At 59.7% G+C, this 21,476-nt stretch carries 19 protein-coding genes and 2 tRNA genes; 12 read left to right on the top strand and 9 right to left on the bottom strand.

Features of this window, described 5'->3' with window-relative positions; translation table 11 throughout:
* Window positions 1-90: 90 nt before the first annotated feature.
* The 7 genes from typA to P9875_RS06795 all read left to right on the top strand — a co-directional run bounded on the left by typA (window position 91) and on the right by P9875_RS06795 (window position 7,457).
* Window positions 91-1,923 (top strand): translational GTPase TypA, encoded by a 1,833-nt coding sequence (gene typA / locus P9875_RS06765; RefSeq protein ID WP_176388866.1) that lies wholly within the window; start codon window positions 91-93, stop codon window positions 1,921-1,923.
* Window positions 1,924-2,042: 119 nt separating this feature from the next.
* On the top strand, window positions 2,043-3,038 hold the full coding sequence (dusA, locus tag P9875_RS06770; RefSeq protein ID WP_278317902.1) for a tRNA dihydrouridine(20/20a) synthase DusA: 996 nt from the start codon (window positions 2,043-2,045) through the stop codon (window positions 3,036-3,038).
* The gene (locus tag P9875_RS06775) at window positions 3,038-3,502 is read left to right on the top strand and encodes a hypothetical protein (RefSeq protein WP_278317903.1); all 465 of its coding nucleotides are present in this window, start codon (window positions 3,038-3,040) and stop codon (window positions 3,500-3,502) included. The genes dusA and P9875_RS06775 overlap by 1 nt, the downstream gene beginning before the upstream one ends.
* Before the next feature lie 534 nt (window positions 3,503-4,036).
* Window positions 4,037-5,776, top strand: a complete 1,740-nt coding sequence (locus P9875_RS06780; protein ID WP_035825209.1) for a methyl-accepting chemotaxis protein — start codon at window positions 4,037-4,039, stop codon at window positions 5,774-5,776.
* A gap of 60 nt (window positions 5,777-5,836) precedes the next feature.
* A complete protein-coding gene (locus P9875_RS06785; RefSeq protein ID WP_233516259.1) occupies window positions 5,837-6,184 on the top strand; it encodes an energy transducer TonB in 348 nt (115 codons plus the stop codon).
* Between the two features lie 167 nt (window positions 6,185-6,351).
* Window positions 6,352-6,924 (top strand): hypothetical protein, encoded by a 573-nt coding sequence (locus tag P9875_RS06790; protein ID WP_099400781.1) that lies wholly within the window; start codon window positions 6,352-6,354, stop codon window positions 6,922-6,924.
* A gap of 149 nt (window positions 6,925-7,073) precedes the next feature.
* Window positions 7,074-7,457 carry a hypothetical protein gene (locus P9875_RS06795; protein WP_035825214.1) on the top strand — a complete coding sequence of 128 codons (384 nt, stop codon included), beginning with the start codon at window positions 7,074-7,076 and terminating at the stop codon, window positions 7,455-7,457.
* Window positions 7,458-7,774: 317 nt separating this feature from the next.
* Here P9875_RS06795 and P9875_RS06800 read toward each other — a convergent pair whose 3' ends face one another.
* The 3 genes from P9875_RS06800 to P9875_RS06810 all read right to left on the bottom strand — a co-directional run bounded on the left by P9875_RS06800 (window position 7,775) and on the right by P9875_RS06810 (window position 11,550).
* Window positions 7,775-8,224: a hypothetical protein gene (locus tag P9875_RS06800; protein ID WP_035825219.1), complete on the bottom strand. Its 450-nt coding sequence runs from the start codon at window positions 8,222-8,224 to the stop codon at window positions 7,775-7,777.
* Between the two features lie 259 nt (window positions 8,225-8,483).
* A complete protein-coding gene (locus P9875_RS06805; RefSeq protein ID WP_278317905.1) occupies window positions 8,484-9,143 on the bottom strand; it encodes an FxDxF family PEP-CTERM protein in 660 nt (219 codons plus the stop codon).
* Between the two features lie 301 nt (window positions 9,144-9,444).
* On the bottom strand, window positions 9,445-11,550 hold the full coding sequence (locus tag P9875_RS06810; protein WP_278317906.1) for a TonB-dependent receptor family protein: 2,106 nt from the start codon (window positions 11,548-11,550) through the stop codon (window positions 9,445-9,447).
* 288 nt (window positions 11,551-11,838) lie between these two features.
* Here P9875_RS06810 and P9875_RS06815 point away from each other — a divergent pair, with 288 nt between their 5' ends.
* Window positions 11,839-12,285, top strand: a complete 447-nt coding sequence (locus P9875_RS06815) for a response regulator (protein ID WP_176388863.1) — start codon at window positions 11,839-11,841, stop codon at window positions 12,283-12,285.
* 28 nt (window positions 12,286-12,313) lie between these two features.
* On the opposite strand, the gene P9875_RS06820 is transcribed toward P9875_RS06815, so the two are convergent.
* The 6 genes from P9875_RS06820 to P9875_RS06845 all read right to left on the bottom strand — a co-directional run bounded on the left by P9875_RS06820 (window position 12,314) and on the right by P9875_RS06845 (window position 16,483).
* On the bottom strand, window positions 12,314-12,610 hold the full coding sequence (locus P9875_RS06820) for an addiction module antidote protein (protein ID WP_035825229.1): 297 nt from the start codon (window positions 12,608-12,610) through the stop codon (window positions 12,314-12,316).
* Window positions 12,610-12,909: a type II toxin-antitoxin system RelE/ParE family toxin gene (locus P9875_RS06825; protein ID WP_035828697.1), complete on the bottom strand. Its 300-nt coding sequence runs from the start codon at window positions 12,907-12,909 to the stop codon at window positions 12,610-12,612. The genes P9875_RS06820 and P9875_RS06825 overlap by 1 nt, the downstream gene beginning before the upstream one ends.
* A gap of 202 nt (window positions 12,910-13,111) precedes the next feature.
* Window positions 13,112-13,187: transfer RNA gene (locus P9875_RS06830), tRNA-His, on the bottom strand.
* Window positions 13,188-13,331: 144 nt separating this feature from the next.
* On the bottom strand, window positions 13,332-14,177 hold the full coding sequence (gene murI, locus P9875_RS06835) for a glutamate racemase (RefSeq protein ID WP_099400788.1): 846 nt from the start codon (window positions 14,175-14,177) through the stop codon (window positions 13,332-13,334).
* A gap of 65 nt (window positions 14,178-14,242) precedes the next feature.
* Window positions 14,243-15,784, bottom strand: a complete 1,542-nt coding sequence (locus P9875_RS06840; RefSeq protein WP_034784516.1) for a fumarate hydratase — start codon at window positions 15,782-15,784, stop codon at window positions 14,243-14,245.
* An 81-nt stretch (window positions 15,785-15,865) separates the two neighbouring features.
* The gene (locus tag P9875_RS06845; protein WP_099400789.1) at window positions 15,866-16,483 is read right to left on the bottom strand and encodes a YqhA family protein; all 618 of its coding nucleotides are present in this window, start codon (window positions 16,481-16,483) and stop codon (window positions 15,866-15,868) included.
* 308 nt (window positions 16,484-16,791) lie between these two features.
* Between P9875_RS06845 and acs the strand changes: the two genes are divergently transcribed.
* The 4 genes from acs (at window position 16,792) to P9875_RS06865 (ending at window position 20,845) form a co-directional block, all read left to right on the top strand.
* Window positions 16,792-18,798 carry an acetate--CoA ligase gene (gene acs / locus P9875_RS06850; protein WP_099400790.1) on the top strand — a complete coding sequence of 669 codons (2,007 nt, stop codon included), beginning with the start codon at window positions 16,792-16,794 and terminating at the stop codon, window positions 18,796-18,798.
* A gap of 242 nt (window positions 18,799-19,040) precedes the next feature.
* Window positions 19,041-19,131: transfer RNA gene (locus P9875_RS06855), tRNA-Ser, on the top strand.
* A gap of 231 nt (window positions 19,132-19,362) precedes the next feature.
* A complete protein-coding gene (locus P9875_RS06860; RefSeq protein WP_278317907.1) occupies window positions 19,363-20,673 on the top strand; it encodes a tyrosine-type recombinase/integrase in 1,311 nt (436 codons plus the stop codon).
* Complete coding sequence (locus P9875_RS06865) at window positions 20,666-20,845, top strand: hypothetical protein (RefSeq protein ID WP_278317908.1); 180 nt, start codon at window positions 20,666-20,668, stop codon at window positions 20,843-20,845. The genes P9875_RS06860 and P9875_RS06865 overlap by 8 nt, the downstream gene beginning before the upstream one ends.
* Window positions 20,846-21,476 lie beyond the last annotated feature (631 nt).

Raw genomic sequence — 21,476 nt, forward strand, 5'->3', positions numbered from 1 at the left:
CTATACTACGCGGTTCCGGAAATAGATTAGCATTCGGGTATCTCGTACACCTTGTACGCACTCCGCAGTTTTTCAGTAACTACTACGACCATGTCAAATACAAAACGCGCAATTCGTAATATCGCCATTATCGCCCACGTTGACCACGGCAAAACCACGCTGGTGGATCAGCTGCTGCGCCAGTCCGGCACCTTCCGTGAAAACCAAGCGGTCGACACCCGAGTCATGGACTCGAACGACCTGGAAAAGGAGCGCGGCATTACGATTCTGTCGAAGAACTGCGCTGTTGAGTACGAAGGCACCCACATCAACATCGTCGACACCCCAGGCCACGCCGACTTCGGCGGCGAAGTGGAACGTGTTCTGTCGATGGTGGACTCGGTTCTGCTGCTGGTCGATGCACAAGAAGGCCCGATGCCGCAAACCCGTTTCGTCACGCGCAAAGCGCTGGCACTGGGTCTGAAGCCTATCGTTATCGTCAACAAGGTCGACCGTCCAGGCGCGCGCCCGGACTGGGCCATTAACCAGACGTTCGAACTGTTCGACAAGCTGGGCGCGACCGACGAACAACTGGATTTCCCTATCATTTACGCTTCGGGCCTGAACGGCTATGCCGGCCTGACCGAAGACGTGCGCAGCGGCGACATGAAGCCAATGTTTGACGCCATCCTGGAACACGTTCCAGTGCGTGACGACAATCCTGAAGGCCCGCTGCAAATGCAGATCACCTCGCTGGACTACTCGTCGTACGTCGGCAAGATCGGCATTGGCCGCGTCAACCGCGGTACCGTCAAAGTTGGTCAGGACGTGCTGGTCATCAATGGTCCAGGCGCCACGCCTATCAAAGGCCGCATCAACCAGGTGCTGAACTTCAAGGGCCTGGAGCGCGTGCTGGTTGACGAAGCCGTCGCCGGCGACATCTGCCTGATCAACGGTATCGACGAAATCGGCATCGGTTCGACCCTGTGCGCAGTCGATACCCCGGATCCGCTGCCGATGCTGACCGTCGACGAGCCGACCCTGACCATGAACTTCATGGTCAACAATTCGCCACTGGCTGGCCGCGAAGGCAAGTTCGTTACCTCGCGCCAACTGCGTGACCGTCTGGACCGCGAACTGAAAGCCAACGTTGCTCTGCGCGTTTCGCCAACCGACGACGACACGATCTTCGAAGTATCGGGCCGCGGCGAGCTGCACCTGACGATTCTGATCGAAAACATGCGTCGCGAAGGCTTCGAGCTGGCCGTATCGCGTCCACGCGTGGTCTTCAAAATGGTTGATGGCGTGCGCCACGAGCCGTTTGAAAACCTGTCGGTTGACGTGGAAGAAGTCAACCAGGGCGGCGTCATGGAAGAACTGGGCCGTCGTCGTGGCGACCTGCAAAACATGGAATCGGATGGCAAGGGCCGCGTGCGTCTCGAGTACCTGATCCCGGCGCGTGGCCTGATCGGCTTCCAGGGCGAATTCATGACCCTGACCCGCGGCACCGGCCTGATGAGCCACGTATTCCACGAATACGCGCCAGTCGACAACACCCGTGGCGAAATGGCTGGCCGTCGTAACGGCGTGCTGATCTCGCAAGATGACGGCGCCGCTGTTGCTTACGCGATCTGGAAACTGCAAGACCGCGGCCGCATGTTCGTGTCGCACAATGACCCAGTCTACGAAGGCATGGTCATCGGTATCCACTCGCGCGACAACGACCTGGTCGTCAACCCGATCAAGGGCAAGCAGCTGACCAACGTGCGTTCGTCGGGTACCGACGAAGCGGTGCGCCTGGTACCACCAATTCAGATGTCGCTGGAATACGCAGTCGAATTCATCGAGGACGACGAACTGGTGGAAATCACGCCTAAATCGATCCGTCTGCGCAAGCGCTTCCTGAAAGAGCACGAGCGTAAAAAAGCGTCGCGCGATTCGTAATCTGTTGTAGCGCATGGCCTGCGGGCCATGCCACGCTCAAGCCCGTTGCTCCGCCTTTCCTTCACCGGTGAGGCGCGCAGCGGGTTTGTCATTTGCAGCTCCTGTTTTTTGTAGACACCATGACTTCCTCTTCTTTGCCTTCCCGCCGCCTGTCCGTCGCCCCGATGATGGACTGGACCGACCGCCATTGCCGCAAGTTCCACCGCGAAATCACGCGCCACACCTGGCTCTACACCGAGATGGTGACGACGGGTGCGCTAGTGTACGGCGACGTGGAGCGCCATTTGCGCTTCAACGAGGAAGAGCATCCGGTGGCGCTGCAGCTGGGCGGCAGCGATCCGAAGGATCTGGCCACCAGTGCGAAGCTGGGCCAGCAGTGGGGCTACGACGAGGTCAACCTGAACTGCGGCTGCCCGTCCGAGCGCGTGCAGAAGGGCGCATTCGGCGCCTGCCTGATGGCCGAGCCGCAACTGGTGGCCGACTGCGTGAAAGCCATGCGCGACGTGGTCGATATCGATGTCACCGTGAAGCACCGCATTGGCATCGATGACAGCGAATCGTATGACTTCGTGCGCGATTTCGTCGGTACCGTGGCCGATGCCGGCTGCAAGACGTTTATCGTGCATGCGCGCAATGCCATCCTGAAGGGCCTGAGCCCGAAAGAAAACCGCGAAGTGCCGCCACTCAAGTATGACTATGCCTACCGTTTGAAGCGTGATTTTCCCCAGTTCGAGTTCATCATCAACGGCGGCATCAAGACCCTGGACGAAATCGACCTGCACCTGCAGCACCTGGACGGCGTCATGCTGGGCCGCGAGGCCTATCACAACCCCTACGTGATGGCGCAGTTCGACCAGCGCTATTACGGCGACGACACGCCCGTCAAAACGCGCGAGCAGGTGCTCGAAGCGATGATTCCGTACATCAGCGCGCAGCTGGAAAAAGAAGCGGGGCGATTAAAACTGAACAGCGTCACGCGCCACATGCTGGGCCTGATGCAAAACCTGCCCGGCGCACGCGGCTTCCGCCAGACCCTGTCCGATTCCAAGAAGCTGGCGTCGGGAGATCCGCGCCTGCTGCTGGAAGCGGCGGCACGCTTGTCCTTGCCTGCCTGATGCGCGGCGACGTCCACGTCCATGCACAGCAGTTGCATGGCTACCTGCAGGCCGTCACAGCATTGAAGGATGATGGCAGCCTGTTTCTGTGCGAGTATCTGGGGCCCGTCGCGCCGCAGGCATCGCTCGACGCGCTGTGCCGCACGCTGAAGCTGGAGCCGGACGGCATGCGCCTGCAGCCGATCGAGAGCATGGACTGCAGCGGCGCCTTGTGCACGCCGCGCCAGTGGCTGCTCGAGCGCTTGCTGCCGATGAGCGAGGCGAACCGCGAGCCGCTCGACGCCCGTTTATATGATGGTTTCGAAGCCGAACTGGCCGAACTGTTCGGTAGCGAGCCGCACTGGTATCAACTGGTATCATCGGGTCAGGGCAGCCTGGCTGGTCGATTGGGCGCCATCTGGAGCATCTTTGTCTTCGGCACAGACGGCCACGCCTATGTGATGCATTGCAGCTGGGACCGCTAATCCAACTTGTCTATACCGGTGCCCTTGCGCACTGGTATTGTCCGCACTACCCCCTCCTCTGAGTCCCTCTCCCCAAACGATGTCATATGGCTATGCCATGTGTTGTAAATGCGCTGTTTCGGCGCACGCCCGCACTGTCGTGGGGCATTTCTATGGGGCAAGAAACGGCGTTGTTGCCATTTCCCCGAAGAAAGTTAATCAGCCATTTATTCGGGTACTTATTGCTTGCTTTGAGGCAAAATTTACACCTATAATTGATTATAGACAAATATTTCTCATATGAATGTTTGATGTTGATCTCGCATCATCTGTGTCAAAAATTCAGTGTGTAGAACAAATTTGCATTCGCAGTCACTGGCGTTTTCAGGGCTGTTGTAGATCAGGAAGTACCCCAGGCTGCGTGCGGCCGGAGACCGCCAGCATACCAATCGGTAAGGGCGGACACCGGTGTTGCGCAGCCTTCGTCTTGTCGTGCCGGGCAAAAATCCTTATCAATAGTTTCATTTACGAAGAGCCGAAATGAATTTAGCAAAAATGAAGGTTGGTACCCGCCTGGGCCTGGGTTTCGCCCTGGTACTGGTTCTGCTGGTGGCCGTGACCGTCCTCGGCATCGCGCGCATGGCGCAAATCCAGGAACGTCTCGATCACGTGATCAATGTCAACAACGTCGTCACCCGCCTGGTGATCGACATGCGTGGCAACGTCAGCGACCGCATCACTTCGCTGCGCATCCTGACCCTGATGACGGACGCGGGCGATATGGAACCTGAAATGGCGCGTATCAAGACGCAGACGAGCACCTATCAGGAAACGCAGAAGAAACTCGAAGAGAAATTCGCCGTCGAGTCGACTCCGGAAGAAAAAGCGCTGCTGACCTCGATCAAGGAATACGAAGCGGCCGCCATGCCGGCCATCGCCAAGGCGTCGGCGCTGTGGATGGCCAACGATGCGGAAGGCGCCACGCGCGTGATGATCAAGGAAATCCGCCCGGTACAGAAAAAATGGATGGAAGCGCTGGAGCAACTGGCCGTGCTGGAAGACAAGCTTAACGAGCAGATGCAATCGGACGCCCGCAAGGCCTTCGACAGCGCGCGCCTGTTCATGATCATCCTCGGCGTACTGGCCGTGGCGATGGGCGTGGCGGCGGCACTGGTGATTACCCGCGGCCTGCTGAAACAGCTGGGTGGCGAGCCTGACTACACGGCGTCGATCGCCGGCAGCATCGCCAATGGCGACCTGTCGATCGGCATCCATACGCAGCCTTCCGATACCTCCAGCCTGCTGGCGGAAATGAAGGAAATGCGCAACAGCCTGGTGGGCATCGTCGGCCAGGTGCGCGTCGGTACGGAAACCATCGGCACGGCCTCGCGCGAAATTGCCGACGGCAATATCGACCTGTCGTCGCGCACGGAAATGCAGGCCAGCGCGCTGGAAAAGACGGCATCGGCCATGGAAGAGCTGACCTCGACCGTGAAACAGAATGCGGACAATGCGCGCGAAGCCAACAAGCTGGCCGCCACTGCTTCGGACGTGGCCCTGAAGGGCGGCTCCGTGGTGTCGCAAGTGGTAGACACCATGAGCTCGATCAATGAATCGGCGAAGAAAATTGTCGACATCATCGGCGTGATCGATGGCATCGCCTTCCAGACCAACATCCTGGCGCTGAACGCGGCCGTGGAAGCGGCACGTGCCGGCGAACAAGGCCGCGGCTTTGCCGTGGTGGCGTCGGAAGTGCGCAACCTGGCCCAGCGCTCCGCTGGCGCGGCGAAAGAAATCAAAATCCTCATCGACGACTCGGCCGAGAAGACGGAACGCGGTACGCGTCTGGTCGGCCAGGCTGGCGTGACGATGGGCGAAGTGGTCGACAGCGTGCGCCGCGTGACCGACATCATGAGCGAGATCGCCAGTGCCAGCCAGGAACAAAGCGCCGGCATCGAACAGGTCAACCTGTCGATCATCGAGATGGATGGCATGACGCAGCAAAATGCGGCCCTGGTCGAACAGGCAGCCGCCGCGGCACAAAGCCTGCAGGACCAGGCGGCTGAACTGGCCCACGTGGTCAGCATCTTCAAACTGGTCGATGGCGAAGAGAAGCCGGCGGCGTATGTGCCGGCCCCCGTGGCTGCCGCGCCAGTGGCCGTGCGCAAGCCGGCGCCGGCATTGCGCCCGGTCAAGTCGCTGACCCGCAAGACCGAAGCAGCCGCTCCCGTGGCGGCTGCAGCGCCACGCAAGGCTGCAGGCGCCGGCAGCAATGACGAGTGGGAAGAGTTTTAAGCGCGGCCAACAGCGCACCGGAAGTTGTAATTACCGTATCTGATAATCATGGGGAAGCACATGTTTGAGAATAAGCGTTTGATGAGTGTTGCAGCAGCCTTGCTGGTATCCGTTTCTTCCGCCGCCTTCGCGGCCGAGGTGCCGGCATCGTTCGATGCCAAGAACTGCAAGGCCGACTATCCGAAAGCCTCGCTGATGAACGAAGAGCAGGGCACCGTGTCGATGTCCTTCCTGGTCAACGCCGATGGTAGCGTTGCCGATTCGAAAGTCGACAAGAGCAGCGGCTTCAAGAACCTGGACAAGGCCGCCATCAAGGCCCTGTCCGCATGCAAGTTCAAGCCGGGCACCAAGGATGGCGCCGCGGCGCAAACCTGGACCAAGGTCGACTACGCCTGGAAGCTGGACTGATCCATATTTGCCGGGAGCGGCGCTCCCGGCATGGCCGACTCCGCTACGGGCGGCGCCTGCAAGGGTGCCGCCCGTACTGTTATGTGCGCCAGCCAACGGCACTGTCGCCGCCGATTCTGTTACCCTCGAAACATACCTTCGGGATCTCCCATTACAAGAGGCCTACCATGCAGCGCATCCTGACACTTTCCTCCCTGGCCGCCAGCGGCTTGCTGCTTTCCGCCTGCGCCTCGCTGGGCACGCCCGTGGGCTTGCAGGCGGGGCAGACCGTGGCCGTCGTCAATAGCCTGAGCTGGGACAATCCCCTGACGGGCAAGCGCGACGGCGTGCGCACCAGCTGGCCCATCAAGGATGGCAAGATTGCCCCTGAATATTTTCCGCTGGCGCAGCTGAAGCAGTGCGAGGCCGGCGGCAAGCCTTGCGCCTGGGGCGTGATGCGGGCGCAGCGCGGCGCGCCCACGCTGAGCTATGCGGACGGCGGCGTCGACCTGGCCGTGAGCGTGGCCATCGACGTGGCGCGACGCCAGGATGCGCGCCAGGGCGAGACGCAAACGGCGATGGCGATTCCGCAGGATGTGGCCGCGCTGGCTGGCCGGCAACAGGTGCAACCCAGCTGGAAATTGAAGTATGGAAAGGTCGAGCAGGTCGAGCTCGATTACGGCGTGCGCTACCAGGTGTGCGTGCAGCGCTACGATGCGGCCGGCAAGGCCATCGATACCTGCGCGATTCCGTTTATTTGAAGAAACATGCCATGCGGGCCGTTTGTGGCGGCCTTGCGACATTTCATGTTGCGGCGTGCGTCGGCGTGTAACAATCGGTAAAAGCACAGCAAAGCACCGCGTAATTTCTTATAGTACTTAATTAAGCAGTACACATTAGGAGAATTGCGATGAAAACCCTGTTGGCAGTAATCTCGCTGGCCGCCCTGGGTGGCTGCGTCGTGGCGCCCCCCGGTCCTGCGTATTACGGTTCGCGCGCGCCGCAGGGAGCCTACAATCCTTACGACTGGCATACGGTCTCGTCCGAGCCGGTGCAGTCGGGCCGCGTGATGAGCGCGCCGCGCGTGGAATATACGAATGAGCCCGTGTATGTGCAGCAGCAGCCGGTGTACGTGCAGCAGCCCGTGTATGTGCCGGCGCCCGTGTACGCGCCGCAACCGTATTACTACAATCCGCCCGTATCGATCGGGCTGGACTTCATGTTTGGCTTTGGGCGCTACGGTGGACACCGCGGCGGCTGGGGCGGGCATGGTCGCTATCACGGCCGCCGCTAATGTAGCGTGCTTGCATGCAGGACAAAGCCGGACAAGCGTTGCTTGCCCGGCTTTGTCATTCTACTAGTGGAAATACACCGAACCCTGGTGCAATACGTCCGCCGAGCACAGGATGTACATCGCCGCCGCTGCCAGACCTATTTGCAAGGCGCCAAAGCTGATCGGGATGAGGCGGGACATGTCGTACTCCTGAGTGGTGTGGAATGTGGTCAGACTTTCATCATAGGATGAGTTGATGCCTTTGGGCATCGGATGAATGTCCGCTACCGTGTAGGACAACACCTCGTGCCTGGCGCCCCGCCTCGCTCTCCGGAAGGCTAGCGGTTTTTCCAGCGCACGACAGGCTCTTCCGGCGCCGTGTCCGGCACGTTCGAGATCGCCAGCCAGTGCGTCAGGCGTTCCGGGTGCTTGAGATTGATGCCCATGCCATCAATGATGCCGACCTGTTCCAGCATGCGCGCATCGATTTTCGCTTTCGACACCGTGGGCGCGCCCATGACCATGCGGTCGTACGCCTTGCGCGCCTTGTGTTCCCACTTGTGCAGATTGCTTTCGTCGAAGCGGTTCGCTTCGAAATACACGGTCAGGGTGCCATCGAGGTTGCCGAAGCCGACAATGCCTGCGCCCTTGCGGATGGTGGTGGTGTTGTCGATATCAAATTCAGCCGTGGGCACAAAAATGCCGGCGCGGCCGTCGATGTCGGGACGTCCCACGGGCGTTTCCTTGCCGTAGGAACTCGTTTCGGTAATGGTTTTTTCTGCGGACATGGTGCGTGTGCGGTGGCCGTGCCGGGAGCGCTATCGGGCCCGGTGGTGCCAGCCTTCCTGTTCAAAAAATGCGTGCTGATGATCAGGGCGGGGTAGGGGCCCTGGCGGAGCGATGCTTGGCATTGCTTGATACCCCGCTATTGTAGCGTCAATTTAATTCTTCTTGGCAACATTTCCTGAAAATTATGCTCCCGTCTTTCCATGAAAAAGCCGCCCGGCCATGGCGGCGGGGCGGCTGATGTGCGACGCTAGATCAGGCTCAGGCGCCGTTCTTGCGGCGCACCACAAAACCCAGCAAACCCAGGCCCAGCAGCATCATGGCGTAGGTTTCCGGTTCCGGCACGGCAGCCATCACCGAGACATTATCCAGGTAGGAACCATAGGTTGGCGCGGAGACGGGGCCGATCGATTCGAAGCGCAGCAGGCTCGACGAGCCGAGCGCCGTGACGTTCTGGCTGTAGGTTTGCCACACGCCGGTGGTGGTGCCGACCAGTGCCGTTGGCGTCAGCAGGGTCGAACCCCAGTAGACATTCATCAGGCTGTTCGCGCCGCCTGCTGTATTCGGGCGGCCCGAGTAGGCAAACGACAGCGCATACGTGCCGCCGGCCGTGGTGGCGATCGACTGCGAGACGGAGGTCAGGCGCTCGGCATTGAGTTCCAGATATTGCGTGCCGGCAGCGGCGACGGGGTTGAAGCCGCTCTGGCCGCCTTGCGTGGCGCCCTTCTGGATTTCAAACGCGGTGTTGCCGCTGACGGACGAGGTCCAGCCCGTCACGGCGCTCAATTGCGCGAACGGCGTGCTGATGGCATTGCTTTCGAAGCTGCCGTTGATGACCAGTTCGGTCGCGGCATTGGCGGCGCCGGCAGTGATCAGCGAGGTGAGCGCTGCAATCTTGAAGAGGGTGGCAGGCATGTTCATGGATGGTCCAATTTCTTATTTAATGATTAATTTAATTTCCTAAATGATATTGAAGAATATCACTAAAACTCACCGAAAGTAGAGATTTTTCGCTAAAAATTTTGTAATTGTGAAATCATTTGTGTTTAAAATGAAAATAATTTCCATGGCGAACTTGTTGCGCGTACTTCCAGGGGGCGGCGGCCATGTTTTAGCTTGCATTGCAGCATCTTTGTGACATCCGGGACGTAAAAAAAACCTGCATCGAAAACACAACGATGCAGGTTTTTTGCCGAGTGCGCGCGTCAGGCGCGCTACCGGATCAGAACGCCAGGCGACCCTGCAGGTAGGCCATGCGCGGCGCGCCCACCAGCTTGCCCAGGTTGCCATCCGAGGTGCGCGTGAAATAGCGCTTGTCGGCGAGGTTGTTGACGCCGGCGACCAGTTCCAGGCCGTTCTGGCCCGGCACTTTCCATTTCACTTGCGTGTTCCAGGTGCGGAAGCCGGGAATGACGCCCAGGTTGCCGGCCGCGTTTTCCGCCACGGTGTTGGCTTCGTCGGCGAATTGGCGGCTCTGGTGGCTGCTCGACAAATCAAAACCCCAGGCGCCCAGCTGGTAGTGGGCGCCGACGGTGTCCGTGGTGCGCGAATAGAAGGGCACGTCGTTGCCCGCGTTCACGCCATCCTGCAAGGTGGCCTTGGTGTAAGTGTAGGTGGCGTAGGCATTCAAGCCGGCCAGCGGGCCGGACTGGTCGAAGTGGTAGTCGATGGCCGATTCCAGGCCCCGGTGGTGCGTGGCGCCCACGTTGTAGAAGACGACGTTTTCGCCGCTGCCGACGGACTGGATCTGGTTGTCGAACTTGATGTTGAACAAGGTCGCCTCGGCCGACAGTTGGGCGCTTTTCCAGCGCGCGCCCAGCTCGGCTGTTTTCGCCAGTTCCGGCTGCAGCGGGTTCTTGCTTGATTGCGCATTGAGCTGCGTATTTTGCACGGCGCCAAACGAGCTGTTGTAGTTGCCGAACAGGGTTACATTATTGTTGAGCAAGTAGGCCACGTTCAGCGAGGGCAGGGCCTTGTTGTTGAGCAGATCGATCTTCTGGTCGGTCGGCAAGTGGTTGAAGCGTTCCGTCTTGATGTGCTCGTAGCGCACGCCGGGCGTGATGCGCCACGCGTCGATGGCGATCTTGTCGTCGATATACACAGCTTGCGCATCGGTCGAATTGTCGGCGAAGCGCGTCGGCTTTTGTTGCACGCCCGTGGCGATGACGACGTTGTAGATGGTCTCATCGGCCCGCTCGGCCAGGTAGCGGTAGCCGACGGTGACGTCCTGCGATACCTTGCCGGTCGTGAAGCGCTGCGTGTAGCGCGGTTCGATGGCCGTCGTCTCATAGTTGCGCGGCTGGTGGCCCAGGTTCTTTCCGCTGATCAGGGTGCTTTCGCGCGAGCTCTTGTTGTAGTAGGCGCGCACCTCGAATTCCTGCGTGCCGGACAGGGCGTTCAGGTAGCCGATGTCGAAGGCTTTGCGCTCGCCGCTCCAGAAGTCGCTCGGGCGCGTGTTCTGGAACGGGTTCTGTTTGTACTGGGCGGCGGTCAGGCCGCCCGGCGTGCGCGACGTCACGTCATAGTAGGACAGCTTGCCGTACACCTCGGCCGTCGGGCTCAGGTCGTAGCGGAATTTGAGGGCGAAGTCGTTGACCTTTTCATCGCTGCCCACGCGCCAGTCGCTGCCGCGGATGCCCGAATACAGCACCGCCAGGCCCAGGCCGCTGTCGAGTTGGGTGCCGGCAAAGACGCTCGCTTGCGTGTTGTGGCCCACTTCGCTGTACGAGTTGTAGCGCACGGTGGCGTCGCCCGTGATGCCTGGCGTGGTGGGCACGCGGCGCGTCTTGAAGTTGATGATGCCGCCCACGTTTTGCGGGCCGAAGCGCACGGCGCCGCCGCCGCGCACCACGTCGACCGTCTCGACATTGGCCAGGCTGACGGGCGCGAACGACAGTTGCGGCTGGCCATAGGGCGCCACCGACATCGGGATGCCATCGAGCAACACCGTGCTGCGCGGCGAATAGCGCCCGGCTAGGCCGCGCACGCCGATATTGAGGGAGATGGCGCTGCCGGCGCTGCCCGAGTTGTCGCTGATCTGCACGCCCGGAATGCGGCGCATCACGTCGCTGAGGCTGGTCGCGCCCGAGTTCTCGATATCGTCTTTTTGCACCACGGTGCGCGCGCCGGCGAAATTTTTCGTGCTGGCGGCCATGCTGGTGCCCAGCAGATTGCTGCTGACCTGAATCGATTCCAGGATGGGGCCAGCGTTATCGGCAGTATTAGCTTGCTGTGCCTGCGCGGCGATGGGCGCGTTCAGGCATGCGAGGGCGATGGCCAGCGCGCACGGGCGCAGCGAAAAGGGCAGTGTGAAAGGTGTGGCAGCCATGCATGGATCTCCGTAATGACAATGTTTGCGCGGGCAATCGGGCGGCGCGACAACATCGTGGCGTGGACATCCGGCGCAAGGGGATGATAATGATAATGATTCTCATTTTATCCGTCAATTGCGAGTATTGCGTAGTGGAGGTATGGCCGCTTGCAGGGTAGGAAAGTGTTGCTGGCGCGGTACAGCGGGCGGCTTCGATTGCCGCGTGGCACCATTGCTCGGGTGCGGCGGCATTGTGCGGGCTTCTTGTATACTCGCGTTTTTGCAGACGTCAGACGTGAACGCACAATGAGCCAGACAACTGAAACGACACCAGGCAATTCCTCCGTGGAACGCCGTCAGGGCGACCAGCCGGCAAGTGCTGCGCGCAAATTAAATCTCCTGGTGGTTGACGACAACCAGGAAGTGGGCGAATCGCTGGCCATGCTGCTCGAGGCGCTGGGCCACCATGTCGTGGTGGTGCGCAACTGGCAAATGGCCGTCGAGCAAGTCAAGCTGTGCGTGCCCGACGCCGTCTACCTCGACATCGAAATGCCCGGCATCAGCGGCATCGAAATCGGCCGCCGCCTGCATAACAATCCCGACACGGCCAACGCCGTGCTGATCGCCGTCACCGGCCACAGCCTGCCCATGTACATGGACGACGCGCTGGCAGTGGGCTTCCGCCACTTCCTCGTCAAGCCCGTGCGCCTGGAGGATTTGGCAACGACGGTGCAGTCGGTGCTGGCGGGGTAGTCTTTCCGCTGCCACGCCTGAGCGGTGGTCAGGTGTTCAGCGCTGCGGCGCGAAATTGCAAGCCGAGTGCATGCGTCACCTTCAAAATGGTGTCGAAGCTTGGATTGCCTTCGCCGGACAAGGCCTTGTACAAACTTTCCCGTCCCAATCCGGTATCCTTGGCAAGTTGCGTCATGCCGCGCGCCTTGGCAATGTTGCCGAGCGCTTTGGCGATGAAGGATGCGTCGTCGCCCGCTTCTTCCAGGCAAGCTTCAAAGTAGGCGACGATATCCTCTTCGGTTTTGAGGTGCTGCGCGCTATCCCACTTGTTGAGTTTTTGTATCATCAGACCTCCTGGAGTATTTGCGCGAGCCGCTGCGCCGTTTTGATATCTTTTGCTTGCGTTGATTTGTCGCCGCCAGCGAGCAGGATGATTATTTCCATGCCGCGCTGGGTGAAATAAACGCGGTAACCGGGACCACAATCAATTCGCATTTCCGAAACGCCGCCACCGACAGGTTTGCAATCGCCAAAGTTGCCGTCTTCGGCACGGTCAATACGGGCCTGGATGCGGAAAAAAGCTTTCCGATCCTTCAACTGGCTGAACCAGTCATCGAACGTGGCGGTGGTATGGATGCTTTTCACGCATACAAGTGTATTCTTTGGGATACGATAAATCAAGCGTATGCATCAAGTTTGATTGTTGTGCGCCGACCAGCTTCGTTCGCTGATGCGCTCGCCTGACATGTTGTGGAAGGGCGGCTGATGTTGCCTTATGCATGTGCGCGGAAATGAAAAAAGGGTTACAAGCCGAAGCATGTAACCCTTTTATTTACCGCTAATTCTGTGGGGTGGCTGATGGGGCTCGAACCCACGACAACAGGAATCACAATCCTGGACTCTACCAACTGAGCTACAGCCACCACTGTCTTACTTACCTGTTTAGCTGTTTTGCTGAACAGGTGCCGAATTATACAAAGAACTCGGCAAAGTGGCAAATCTAAATGCGGTCTTTTTTAAAGAATCGAAAGATTGCATGAAAACGGTCGCTTTTACTCTCACACAGCTCACACTGACAGGTACGCGACGGGCGGCTGCAAGTCCAGCAAACCGGCGAAGGCTTGCGCCAGGGCTTCGACCTTGGCCGTCGTGTAGCCCAGCAGCCGTGGCGCGTCGTTGCTGGTGCGGCGCAGGCTGGCCGCGTCGAGCAAACGGGCCAGCTGGCGCGCCACGGCGTCGCCGGTGTCGACCAGGGTGACGGGTTCTGACGTATGTGCGCGCACCGTGCGTTCGATGGCGTCTTGCACGAAGGGGTAGTGGGTGCAGCCGAGCACGAGCGTATCGACACCTTGCGCCAGCAGGGGGGCGATATAGCGGTCGAGCATGGCGCTGGTGGCATCGAGCGGGTCGCTGCCCATCGCGGACTGTTCGATGCGTTCGACCAGGCCGACGCAGGGCTGCAAGATGAAGGTGGCGCCGGTCGCGCTGCTGACTTGTTCGCGCAAGGCCAGCAGTTTGTCGCCGCGCAAGGTGCGTTCCGTGGCCAGCACGCCGATCTTGCCGTTGCGGCTGATGGCCGCCGCCGGTTTCAGGCCTGGTTCGACGCCGACGATGGGCAGGTCCGGGTAGCGCGCGCGCAGCGCCTTGATGGCGGCGATAGTGGCCGTGTTGCACGCCACTACCAGTGCCTTGGCGCCTTGCTGCAGCAGGTAGCCGGCCACTGCCAGTGAACGGTCGATCACCTGCTGTTCCGTCTTGTCGCCATACGGCGCATGGCCGGAATCGGCAAAGTAAATCAGGTCTTCCTGCGGCAGCTGCGCGCGGATATGGCGCAGCACCGACAGGCCGCCCACGCCGGAGTCAAAAATGCCGATGGGCGCGTCAGGGTGGGCATTGCTTGCAATAGAAGTCATGGGAAACCGGAGTAGATAAAAAAACGCCGCGCTGATTGCTGCGCGGCGTTAATGGTAGAGCTTGTTTAAGCAACCGTCACGGGAATCTTGCTCACGCTATTGAGTTGCTCGATCTTCGCCTGCCACTCTTTCGGGCCCGTGTTGTGCACCGAGGTGCCTTTCGCATCCACGGCCACCGTCACCGGCATGTCGACCACGTCGAATTCGTAGATCGCTTCCATGCCCATGTCGGCAAAGCCCAGCACCTTGGCGTGCTTGATGGCTTTCGACACCAGGTAGGCGGCGCCGCCCACAGCCATCAAATAAGCCGACTGGTGCTTCTGGATCGATTCGATGGCGACCGGTCCCCGTTCGGCCTTGCCGATCATGGCGATCAGGCCGGTTTTTTCCAGCATCATGTCGGTGAACTTGTCCATGCGCGTGGCGGTCGTTGGACCGGCCGGGCCGACGGCTTCGTCGCGCACCGGGTCGACTGGGCCGACGTAGTAGATCACGCGGTTCTTGAAGTCGACCGGCAATTCTTCGCCCTTGGCCAGCATGTCTTGGATGCGCTTGTGCGCAGCGTCGCGGCCCGTCAGCATCTTGCCGTTCAACAGCAAGGTCTGGCCCGGCGTCCACGAAGCGACTTCTTCTTTCGTCAGGGTGTTCAGGTCGACGCGCTTGGATTTTTCCGTGTCCGGCGTCCAGTGCACTTCCGGCCACGACGACAGCGATGGCGGTTCCATGTAGGCCGGGCCCGAGCCGTCCAGCACGAAGTGGCCGTGGCGCGTGGCGGCGCAGTTCGGGATCATGGCGACAGGCTTCGACGCGGCGTGCGTCGGGTGCATCATGATTTTCACGTCGAGCACGGTCGTCAGGCCGCCCAGGCCTTGCGCGCCGATGCCCAGCGAGTTGATCTTGTCGCACAGCTCGATACGCAGTTCTTCCAGCTTGTTTTGTGGGCCGCGTTGTTTCAGCTCAAACATGTCGATGTCTTCCATCAACACTTCTTTTGCCATCAGCATGGCTTTTTCGGCCGTGCCGCCGATGCCAATGCCCAGCATGCCAGGCGGGCACCAGCCGGCGCCCATGGTCGGCACGGTCTTCATGACCCAGTCCACCAGCGAATCGGACGGGTTCATCATGATCATCTTCGATTTGTTTTCCGAGCCGCCGCCCTTGGCAGCGACTTTCACGTCGACGGTGTTACCTTCGACCAATTCCATGTGCACGACGGCTGGCGTGTTGTCCTTGGTGTTCTTGCGGTCGAAGTGCGGGTCGGCCACGATGGAGGCGCGCAGTTTGTTGTCGTCGAAGTTGTATGCGCGGCGCACGCCTTCGTTGACGGCGTCGGTAACGGTGCCGGAGAAGCCTTCGAAGCGCACGCCCATGCCGATTTTCAGGAAGACGTTGACGATACCCGTGTCCTGGCAGATAGGACGCTTGCCTTCCGCGCACATGCGCGAGTTGGTCAGGATTTGCGCGATCGCATCTTTTGCCGCCGGGCTTTGCTCGGCCGCGTAGGCGCGCGCCAGGTGCTCGATGTAATCAGCAGGGTGGTAGTAGCTAATGTACTGCAACGCTGCGGCGACGGATTCGATCAGGTCTTCTTGCTTTATGACAGTCATGGTGTTCTCGCGGTGGATAAGAAGGGTAAGACTCTTTGCTGAAAGCCCATGGCCGCCGCTGGCAGCCATGAGCTTCTTTCATTAGTGAGGTGCTCTGGCTTGATTCTGGGTGACCGTCATGATGCGGTCCGTGTAGGCAATCGCCATCGCCGACAGGATGAAGACCATGTGGATCACCGTTTGCGCGATGATCACTTCGATCTTGTACGAGTTGGCGTTGATGAAGGTCTTCAGCAGGTGGATCGACGAGATGCCGATGATGGCCATCGCCAGTTTCGTCTTCAGCACGGAAGCATTGACGTGCGACAACCATTCCGGCTGGTCTGGGTGGTCATCGAGGTGCATGCGCGAAACGAAGGTTTCGTAGCCGCCAATAATGACCATGATCAGCAGGTTCGAAATCATCACCACGTCGATCAGGCCTAATACCACCAGCATGATGGTGGCTTCATTGAGCTTGGTCGGCAGGGCGCTGCCCGGTACGGCGACGGCCGTCAGCACGTGCTGCAGGGCCGCATCATTGCCGAACACGGCGCCGATCAGGTCGGATAATTCCACCCAGAAATGGAAGACATACACGCATTGCGCGAGGATCAGGCCCAGGTACAGCGGCAACTGCAGCCAGCGCGACATAAAGATGAAGGAGGACAGCGGGTGCAGCTTGGTATGTTTGGATGACGGTGGTAGGTGGTCGATCATGTGGGGTTTCCTGGGGGAGTAAATACCAATTTTTGGTATGCCCGACATTTTACACTTGCTGCTGATTACTGCGCATGGCCTTGCATCTGATTATCAGGTTTGATGAAACACGAAGTGGTATTGAACCTTCGGCGCAGCGTGCATTTTCCCAGTGAAAATACTGTATGGCGTCCCCTTGACTCCTGTTGCCGAAGGCGCTTATGGTTAGCCTTGATAGGGCTAAATCGCTGCATAAACGCGACATGTAAGGCGTCCGTAAGACATGGGGCCTATCGTGTTAGCAAACAATTACTACACTGGAGACAAGCATGAGCGCTACAGAAAACCAAGGGCAGGGCACGGAACAGCAGGGACCAGGAGAGTCGCGCGTATTTGACCCATCGGCAGCGTTTGCCGCACAGGCAACGATTTCCGGCATGGACGCCTACCGCGCCATGGTGGCCGACGCCGAACGCGACTACGAAGGCTTCTGGGCCAAGCTGGCGCGCGAAAACCTGAGCTGGAAAAAGCCGTTCACCCGCACCCTGAACGAAGACAATGCCCCATTCTACAAATGGTTCGAAGACGGCCAGCTGAACGTGTCCTACAATTGCCTGGACCGCAATATCGAAAATGGCCTGGGCGACAAGACGGCCATCATCTTCGAAGCGGACGACGGCACCGTTACCAAGGCAACATATAAAGAACTGCACGAAAAAGTCTGCAAGTTCGCCAACGGCCTGAAAGCCAAGGGCATCGCCAAGGGCGACCGCGTGATCATCTATATGTCGATGTCCGTCGAAGGCGTTGCTGCAATGCAAGCCTGCGCGCGTATCGGCGCCACCCACTCCGTGGTCTTTGGCGGTTTCTCGGCGAAGTCCCTGCAGGAACGCATCATCGACGCAGGCGCCGTGGCCGTCATCACGGGCGACGAACAATTGCGCGGTGGCAAGAAGCTGCCATTGAAATCCATCGTCGACGAAGCGCTGGCGCTGGGCGGCTGTGATTGCGTGAAAAACGTCATCGTTTATAAACGCACGGGCAGTGACTTGCCGATGGTAGCCGGCCGCGACACGTGGCTGCACGATCTGGTCGAAGGCCAGTCGGCGCAATGCGAGCCGGAATGGGTCGATGCCGAGCATCCACTGTTTATCTTGTACACCTCCGGTTCGACGGGCACGCCGAAGGGCGTGCAGCATTCGAGCGGCGGCTACCTGCTGTGGGCCGCGCTGACGATGAAGTGGAGCTTCGACATCAAGCCGGACGATGTGTTCTGGTGCACGGCCGACATCGGCTGGGTGACGGGCCACAGCTACATCGCGTACGGCCCGATGGCCGTGGGCGCCACGCAAGTGGTGTTCGAAGGCATCCCGACGTACCCGAACGCGGGCCGTTTCTGGGAAACCATCAAGAAGCACAACGTGAGCATTTTCTACACGGCGCCAACGGCCATCCGTTCGCTGATCAAGGCGGCCGACGTGGACCCGAAAGTCCATCCAAGCAACTATGACCTGACCAGCTTGCGCCTGCTGGGCACGGTTGGCGAGCCGATCAATCCAGAAGCGTGGATGTGGTACTACAAAAACATCGGCGGCGAGAAATGTCCGATCGTCGATACCTTCTGGCAAACGGAAACGGGCGGTCACATGATCACCCCATTGCCAGGCGCCACGCCGATGGTGCCAGGTTCCTGCACCCTGCCATTGCCAGGCATCATGGCCGCCATCGTCGACGAAGCGGGCCAGGACGTGCCGAACGGCCAGGGCGGCATTCTGGTCGTGAAACGCCCATGGCCATCGATGATCCGCACGATCTGGAACAACCCCGAGCGTTTCAAGTCCAGCTATTTCCCGGAAGAGCTGGGCGGCAAGATGTACCTGGCAGGCGACGGCGCCATCCGCAACAAGGACACGGGCTACTTCACGATCACGGGCCGCATCGATGACGTGCTGAACGTGTCGGGCCACCGCATGGGCACGATGGAAATCGAATCGGCCCTGGTGGCCAACCCGCTGGTGGCCGAAGCGGCCGTGGTGGGCCGTCCGGACGACACGACCGGCGAATCGATCTGCGCCTTCGTGGTGCTCAAGCAAGCGCGTCCGACAGGCGAGGAAGCGAAACGACTGGCCCTGGAGCTGCGCAACTGGGTCGGCAAGGAAATCGGCCCGATCGCGAAACCGAAGGAAATCCGTTTCGGCGACAACCTGCCGAAAACCCGCTCCGGCAAAATCATGCGCCGCCTGCTGCGCGTGCTGGCCAAGGGCGAGACGATCACGCAAGACGTGTCGACCCTGGAAAACCCGGCCATTCTGGATCAGTTGAAGGAAGCGTCGTAATAAGGTCAGTCCCTTCGGGATCGGCCTGCGCCCCACTGGGGCACAGGCCCCCGCCGGGTCTGACCCAGCTTTTACTGGGGTGGAAGCATGAGAACATCCGAAACCAATTCTGGCCAGCCAATGGTTTTACCCCTGGGTAAATAACTTTGGCAGTCCGTAGAATCTTTGCTATAATCTGCGGCTTCGCGACAAGCGATATGCAGTACACAATGTGAGCAAGCAAGACGCGCGCATTGCCTTCAGGAGAGATGGCTGAGCGGCTGAAGGCGCACGCCTGGAAAGCGTGTATAGGGTAATACTCTATCGGGGGTTCGAATCCCCCTCTCTCCGCCACGGATAGTAATTAAGTAAGATCAGGACGTCTCAGGAAGTCCCTCAAAAACCGCTTAGAGCCTTGATTCTAAGCGGTTTTTTCGTTTCCGGACGTTGCACAGCGTCCTAGGACATCAACCTCAAGTAGGCGCAAGTTTGGGGGCTCCTCGCACTCAGCCATTGCCGCTTGCCCCAAAAATTCAAAAAAACGACTATATTGATCTTTACAGCATGCCGCGCAGGAGGTTTGCCATGCCAAAGATCATTGCTCCGCTGACAGATTTACTCATCCGCAACGCCAAGCCACGCGAGCGGCCATACAAAATGTTCGATGGTGACGGCATGTACCTCGTCGTCGCTCCTACCGGCTCCCGCATCTGGCGGTTCAAGTTCCGGCAGGCCAACGGCAAAGAGAATACGCTGACGTTCGGCCCTTACCCGGAAATTACCTTGCAGGATGCACGTGAAAAGCGCCTGGCGACACGCCGCCTGCTACTGCAAGGAATCGACCCCGCCAAGCATCGCGACGATGCCAAACGCTTGGCAAAGGATAAGGCGTCCAACACGTTCGAAAAAATCGCGCGCGAGTGGCACGGCAACAAAGTGCCCACGTGGAGCGAACGCACCGCCAAGAACACCATCCAGCGCCTGCAAGCGGACATCTTTCCAGCCATTGGCCGCATGCCGATCGATGAGATAAAGCACCGCGATCTGATCGCCGCGCTGCGCAAGATCGAGGAGCGTGGCGCAAGTGAAGTCGCCCATCGCCTGAGAGCGGTATGTGCGTCAATTTTCAGCTACGCGATTCAGTGCGGATTCACAGAGCGCAATCTGGTCACCGATATGAAGGATGTGTTGAAGACTGTCCGCGCCGGACACTTTGCCGCCATCAACGCCGACGAACTACCGCTGTTCCTGGCCATTCTGGACCGCAACGAAGCACGTATGTTCGCGCCGACCCGCATTGCGCTGCGTCTGATGCTGCTGTGCTTTGTGCGCACCAGCGAGTTGATCGAGACGCCCTGGTGTGAAATTGACCTGGAGCGCGGCGAGTGGATCATTCCATGGCAGCGCATGAAGCGTGGCAAGCTGACCGTCAATCCGGATATGACCAACCATCACGTCTGCCTGTCGCGCCAGGCGCTGGAGCTGCTGCGCGAACTGCACGCGATCACGGGCCGCAGCAAGTACCTGTTCCCGAATCAGCGCGACCACGAAAAGCCGATCAGCAACAACACGATACTGGTGGCGCTTGGACGCATGGGATACAAAGGCAAGATGACCGGCCACGGCTTTCGGGCGCTGGCCATGAGCACCATCAAGGAGCGCCTGGGCTACCGGCATGAAGTCGTGGACCGGCAACTGGCACATGCACCGAAGGATAAGGTGGCCAGCGCCTATGACCGGGCGCAGTTCCTGGCTGAACGGCGCCGGATGATGCAGGATTGGGCCGACTACATCGATGCCGTAAGCGGCAAGGGAGAGCCGCCGCAGGCGCCCAGATTAACGCTGATCAGTGGTGAATTCAGCCGGGATGGCGGAACGGGAGGGCACCATGTCTAAGTATGTACTGCGCCTCACGGATGCGCTTATCAAGCAGACCGCTTCCAAGGACAAATTACATAAACTAGCTATCGGAGCCTTTGTCCGGGCTGCAACGCTGCCGGTCAATGCCAGTGGCACCAGTCCAGCCCGCGCCGGTTCCAATTCTGCGTACTACGAAAAGCGCACTTGACGAAACGAACCACTTGCAAACGTCGATAGCAGGCATAGAATGAAGTTCTCTTATGTGGGAATCGCTCCCACGAGGGCATGCATCGAGCATGTCCCTATGCTTAGCGGCATAGGCGTTGCGGTCGTCACCCGCCACCATGATACCTAGCAGTTTCTGCTAGAGATATATATCGCCGGGCCATGCAGAAGCATGCACATCTCGGCACGATAAAGCGCTGCCTTCAGCGCCTACATATCCCACAATCCGCAAGACGGATTGCCTGGATGATTGCGCCCGATGGGCGCTTCCTCAAACAGGAGCAAGACTCCTGCCCCGATTGGTTCGCATGCCCCACGAGGTAGCGCACCCTATGAAGCACAGCATGGCTTTGCCGCAAGCCGCACCGTCAGCAGAAATGCCAGCGATGCGATGCCATCGCGGCCGCCGCCAGCGCATGCGCTTCAGAGCCGCCAGTATCATCACCGCGAGTGCGATGCTGGCTTGTATGCCGTCACATGCCATGGCTACGTGCGCGCGTCGTTACTGGCGGCGTGCTGCCAGTGACGACGCGCCGCCGACGGCATAGGCCCAGGCGGCAAGCGGAATTCCACCGCGTGATGGTGTTCAGTGACGGGGCCAGGCGCCCCGCATC

Origin of the sequence: Janthinobacterium rivuli (assembly GCF_029690045.1) — a bacterium.
Taxonomy (GTDB): domain Bacteria; phylum Pseudomonadota; class Gammaproteobacteria; order Burkholderiales; family Burkholderiaceae_D; genus Janthinobacterium; species Janthinobacterium rivuli.

What these genes read in the sequence shown, in the direction of transcription:
- P9875_RS06785 (WP_233516259.1), top strand. Translation starts at nt 5,837, where the DNA reads ATGTTTGAGAATAAGCGTTTGATGAGTGTTGCAGCAGCCTTGCTGGTA.
- P9875_RS06780 (WP_035825209.1), top strand. Translation starts at nt 4,037, where the DNA reads ATGAAGGTTGGTACCCGCCTGGGCCTGGGTTTCGCCCTGGTACTGGTT.
- acs (WP_099400790.1), top strand. Translation starts at nt 16,792, where the DNA reads ATGAGCGCTACAGAAAACCAAGGGCAGGGCACGGAACAGCAGGGACCA.
- P9875_RS06845 (WP_099400789.1), bottom strand. Translation starts at nt 16,483, where the DNA reads ATGATCGACCACCTACCACCGTCATCCAAACATACCAAGCTGCACCCG.
- dusA (WP_278317902.1), top strand. Translation starts at nt 2,043, where the DNA reads ATGACTTCCTCTTCTTTGCCTTCCCGCCGCCTGTCCGTCGCCCCGATG.
- P9875_RS06795 (WP_035825214.1), top strand. Translation starts at nt 7,074, where the DNA reads ATGAAAACCCTGTTGGCAGTAATCTCGCTGGCCGCCCTGGGTGGCTGC.
- P9875_RS06860 (WP_278317907.1), top strand. Translation starts at nt 19,363, where the DNA reads ATGCCAAAGATCATTGCTCCGCTGACAGATTTACTCATCCGCAACGCC.
- P9875_RS06805 (WP_278317905.1), bottom strand. Translation starts at nt 9,143, where the DNA reads ATGAACATGCCTGCCACCCTCTTCAAGATTGCAGCGCTCACCTCGCTG.
- P9875_RS06775 (WP_278317903.1), top strand. Translation starts at nt 3,038, where the DNA reads ATGCGCGGCGACGTCCACGTCCATGCACAGCAGTTGCATGGCTACCTG.
- typA (WP_176388866.1), top strand. Translation starts at nt 91, where the DNA reads ATGTCAAATACAAAACGCGCAATTCGTAATATCGCCATTATCGCCCAC.
- P9875_RS06810 (WP_278317906.1), bottom strand. Translation starts at nt 11,550, where the DNA reads ATGGCTGCCACACCTTTCACACTGCCCTTTTCGCTGCGCCCGTGCGCG.
- P9875_RS06820 (WP_035825229.1), bottom strand. Translation starts at nt 12,610, where the DNA reads ATGATACAAAAACTCAACAAGTGGGATAGCGCGCAGCACCTCAAAACC.
- P9875_RS06865 (WP_278317908.1), top strand. Translation starts at nt 20,666, where the DNA reads ATGTCTAAGTATGTACTGCGCCTCACGGATGCGCTTATCAAGCAGACC.
- P9875_RS06800 (WP_035825219.1), bottom strand. Translation starts at nt 8,224, where the DNA reads ATGTCCGCAGAAAAAACCATTACCGAAACGAGTTCCTACGGCAAGGAA.
- P9875_RS06815 (WP_176388863.1), top strand. Translation starts at nt 11,839, where the DNA reads ATGAGCCAGACAACTGAAACGACACCAGGCAATTCCTCCGTGGAACGC.
- P9875_RS06840 (WP_034784516.1), bottom strand. Translation starts at nt 15,784, where the DNA reads ATGACTGTCATAAAGCAAGAAGACCTGATCGAATCCGTCGCCGCAGCG.
- murI (WP_099400788.1), bottom strand. Translation starts at nt 14,177, where the DNA reads ATGACTTCTATTGCAAGCAATGCCCACCCTGACGCGCCCATCGGCATT.
- P9875_RS06790 (WP_099400781.1), top strand. Translation starts at nt 6,352, where the DNA reads ATGCAGCGCATCCTGACACTTTCCTCCCTGGCCGCCAGCGGCTTGCTG.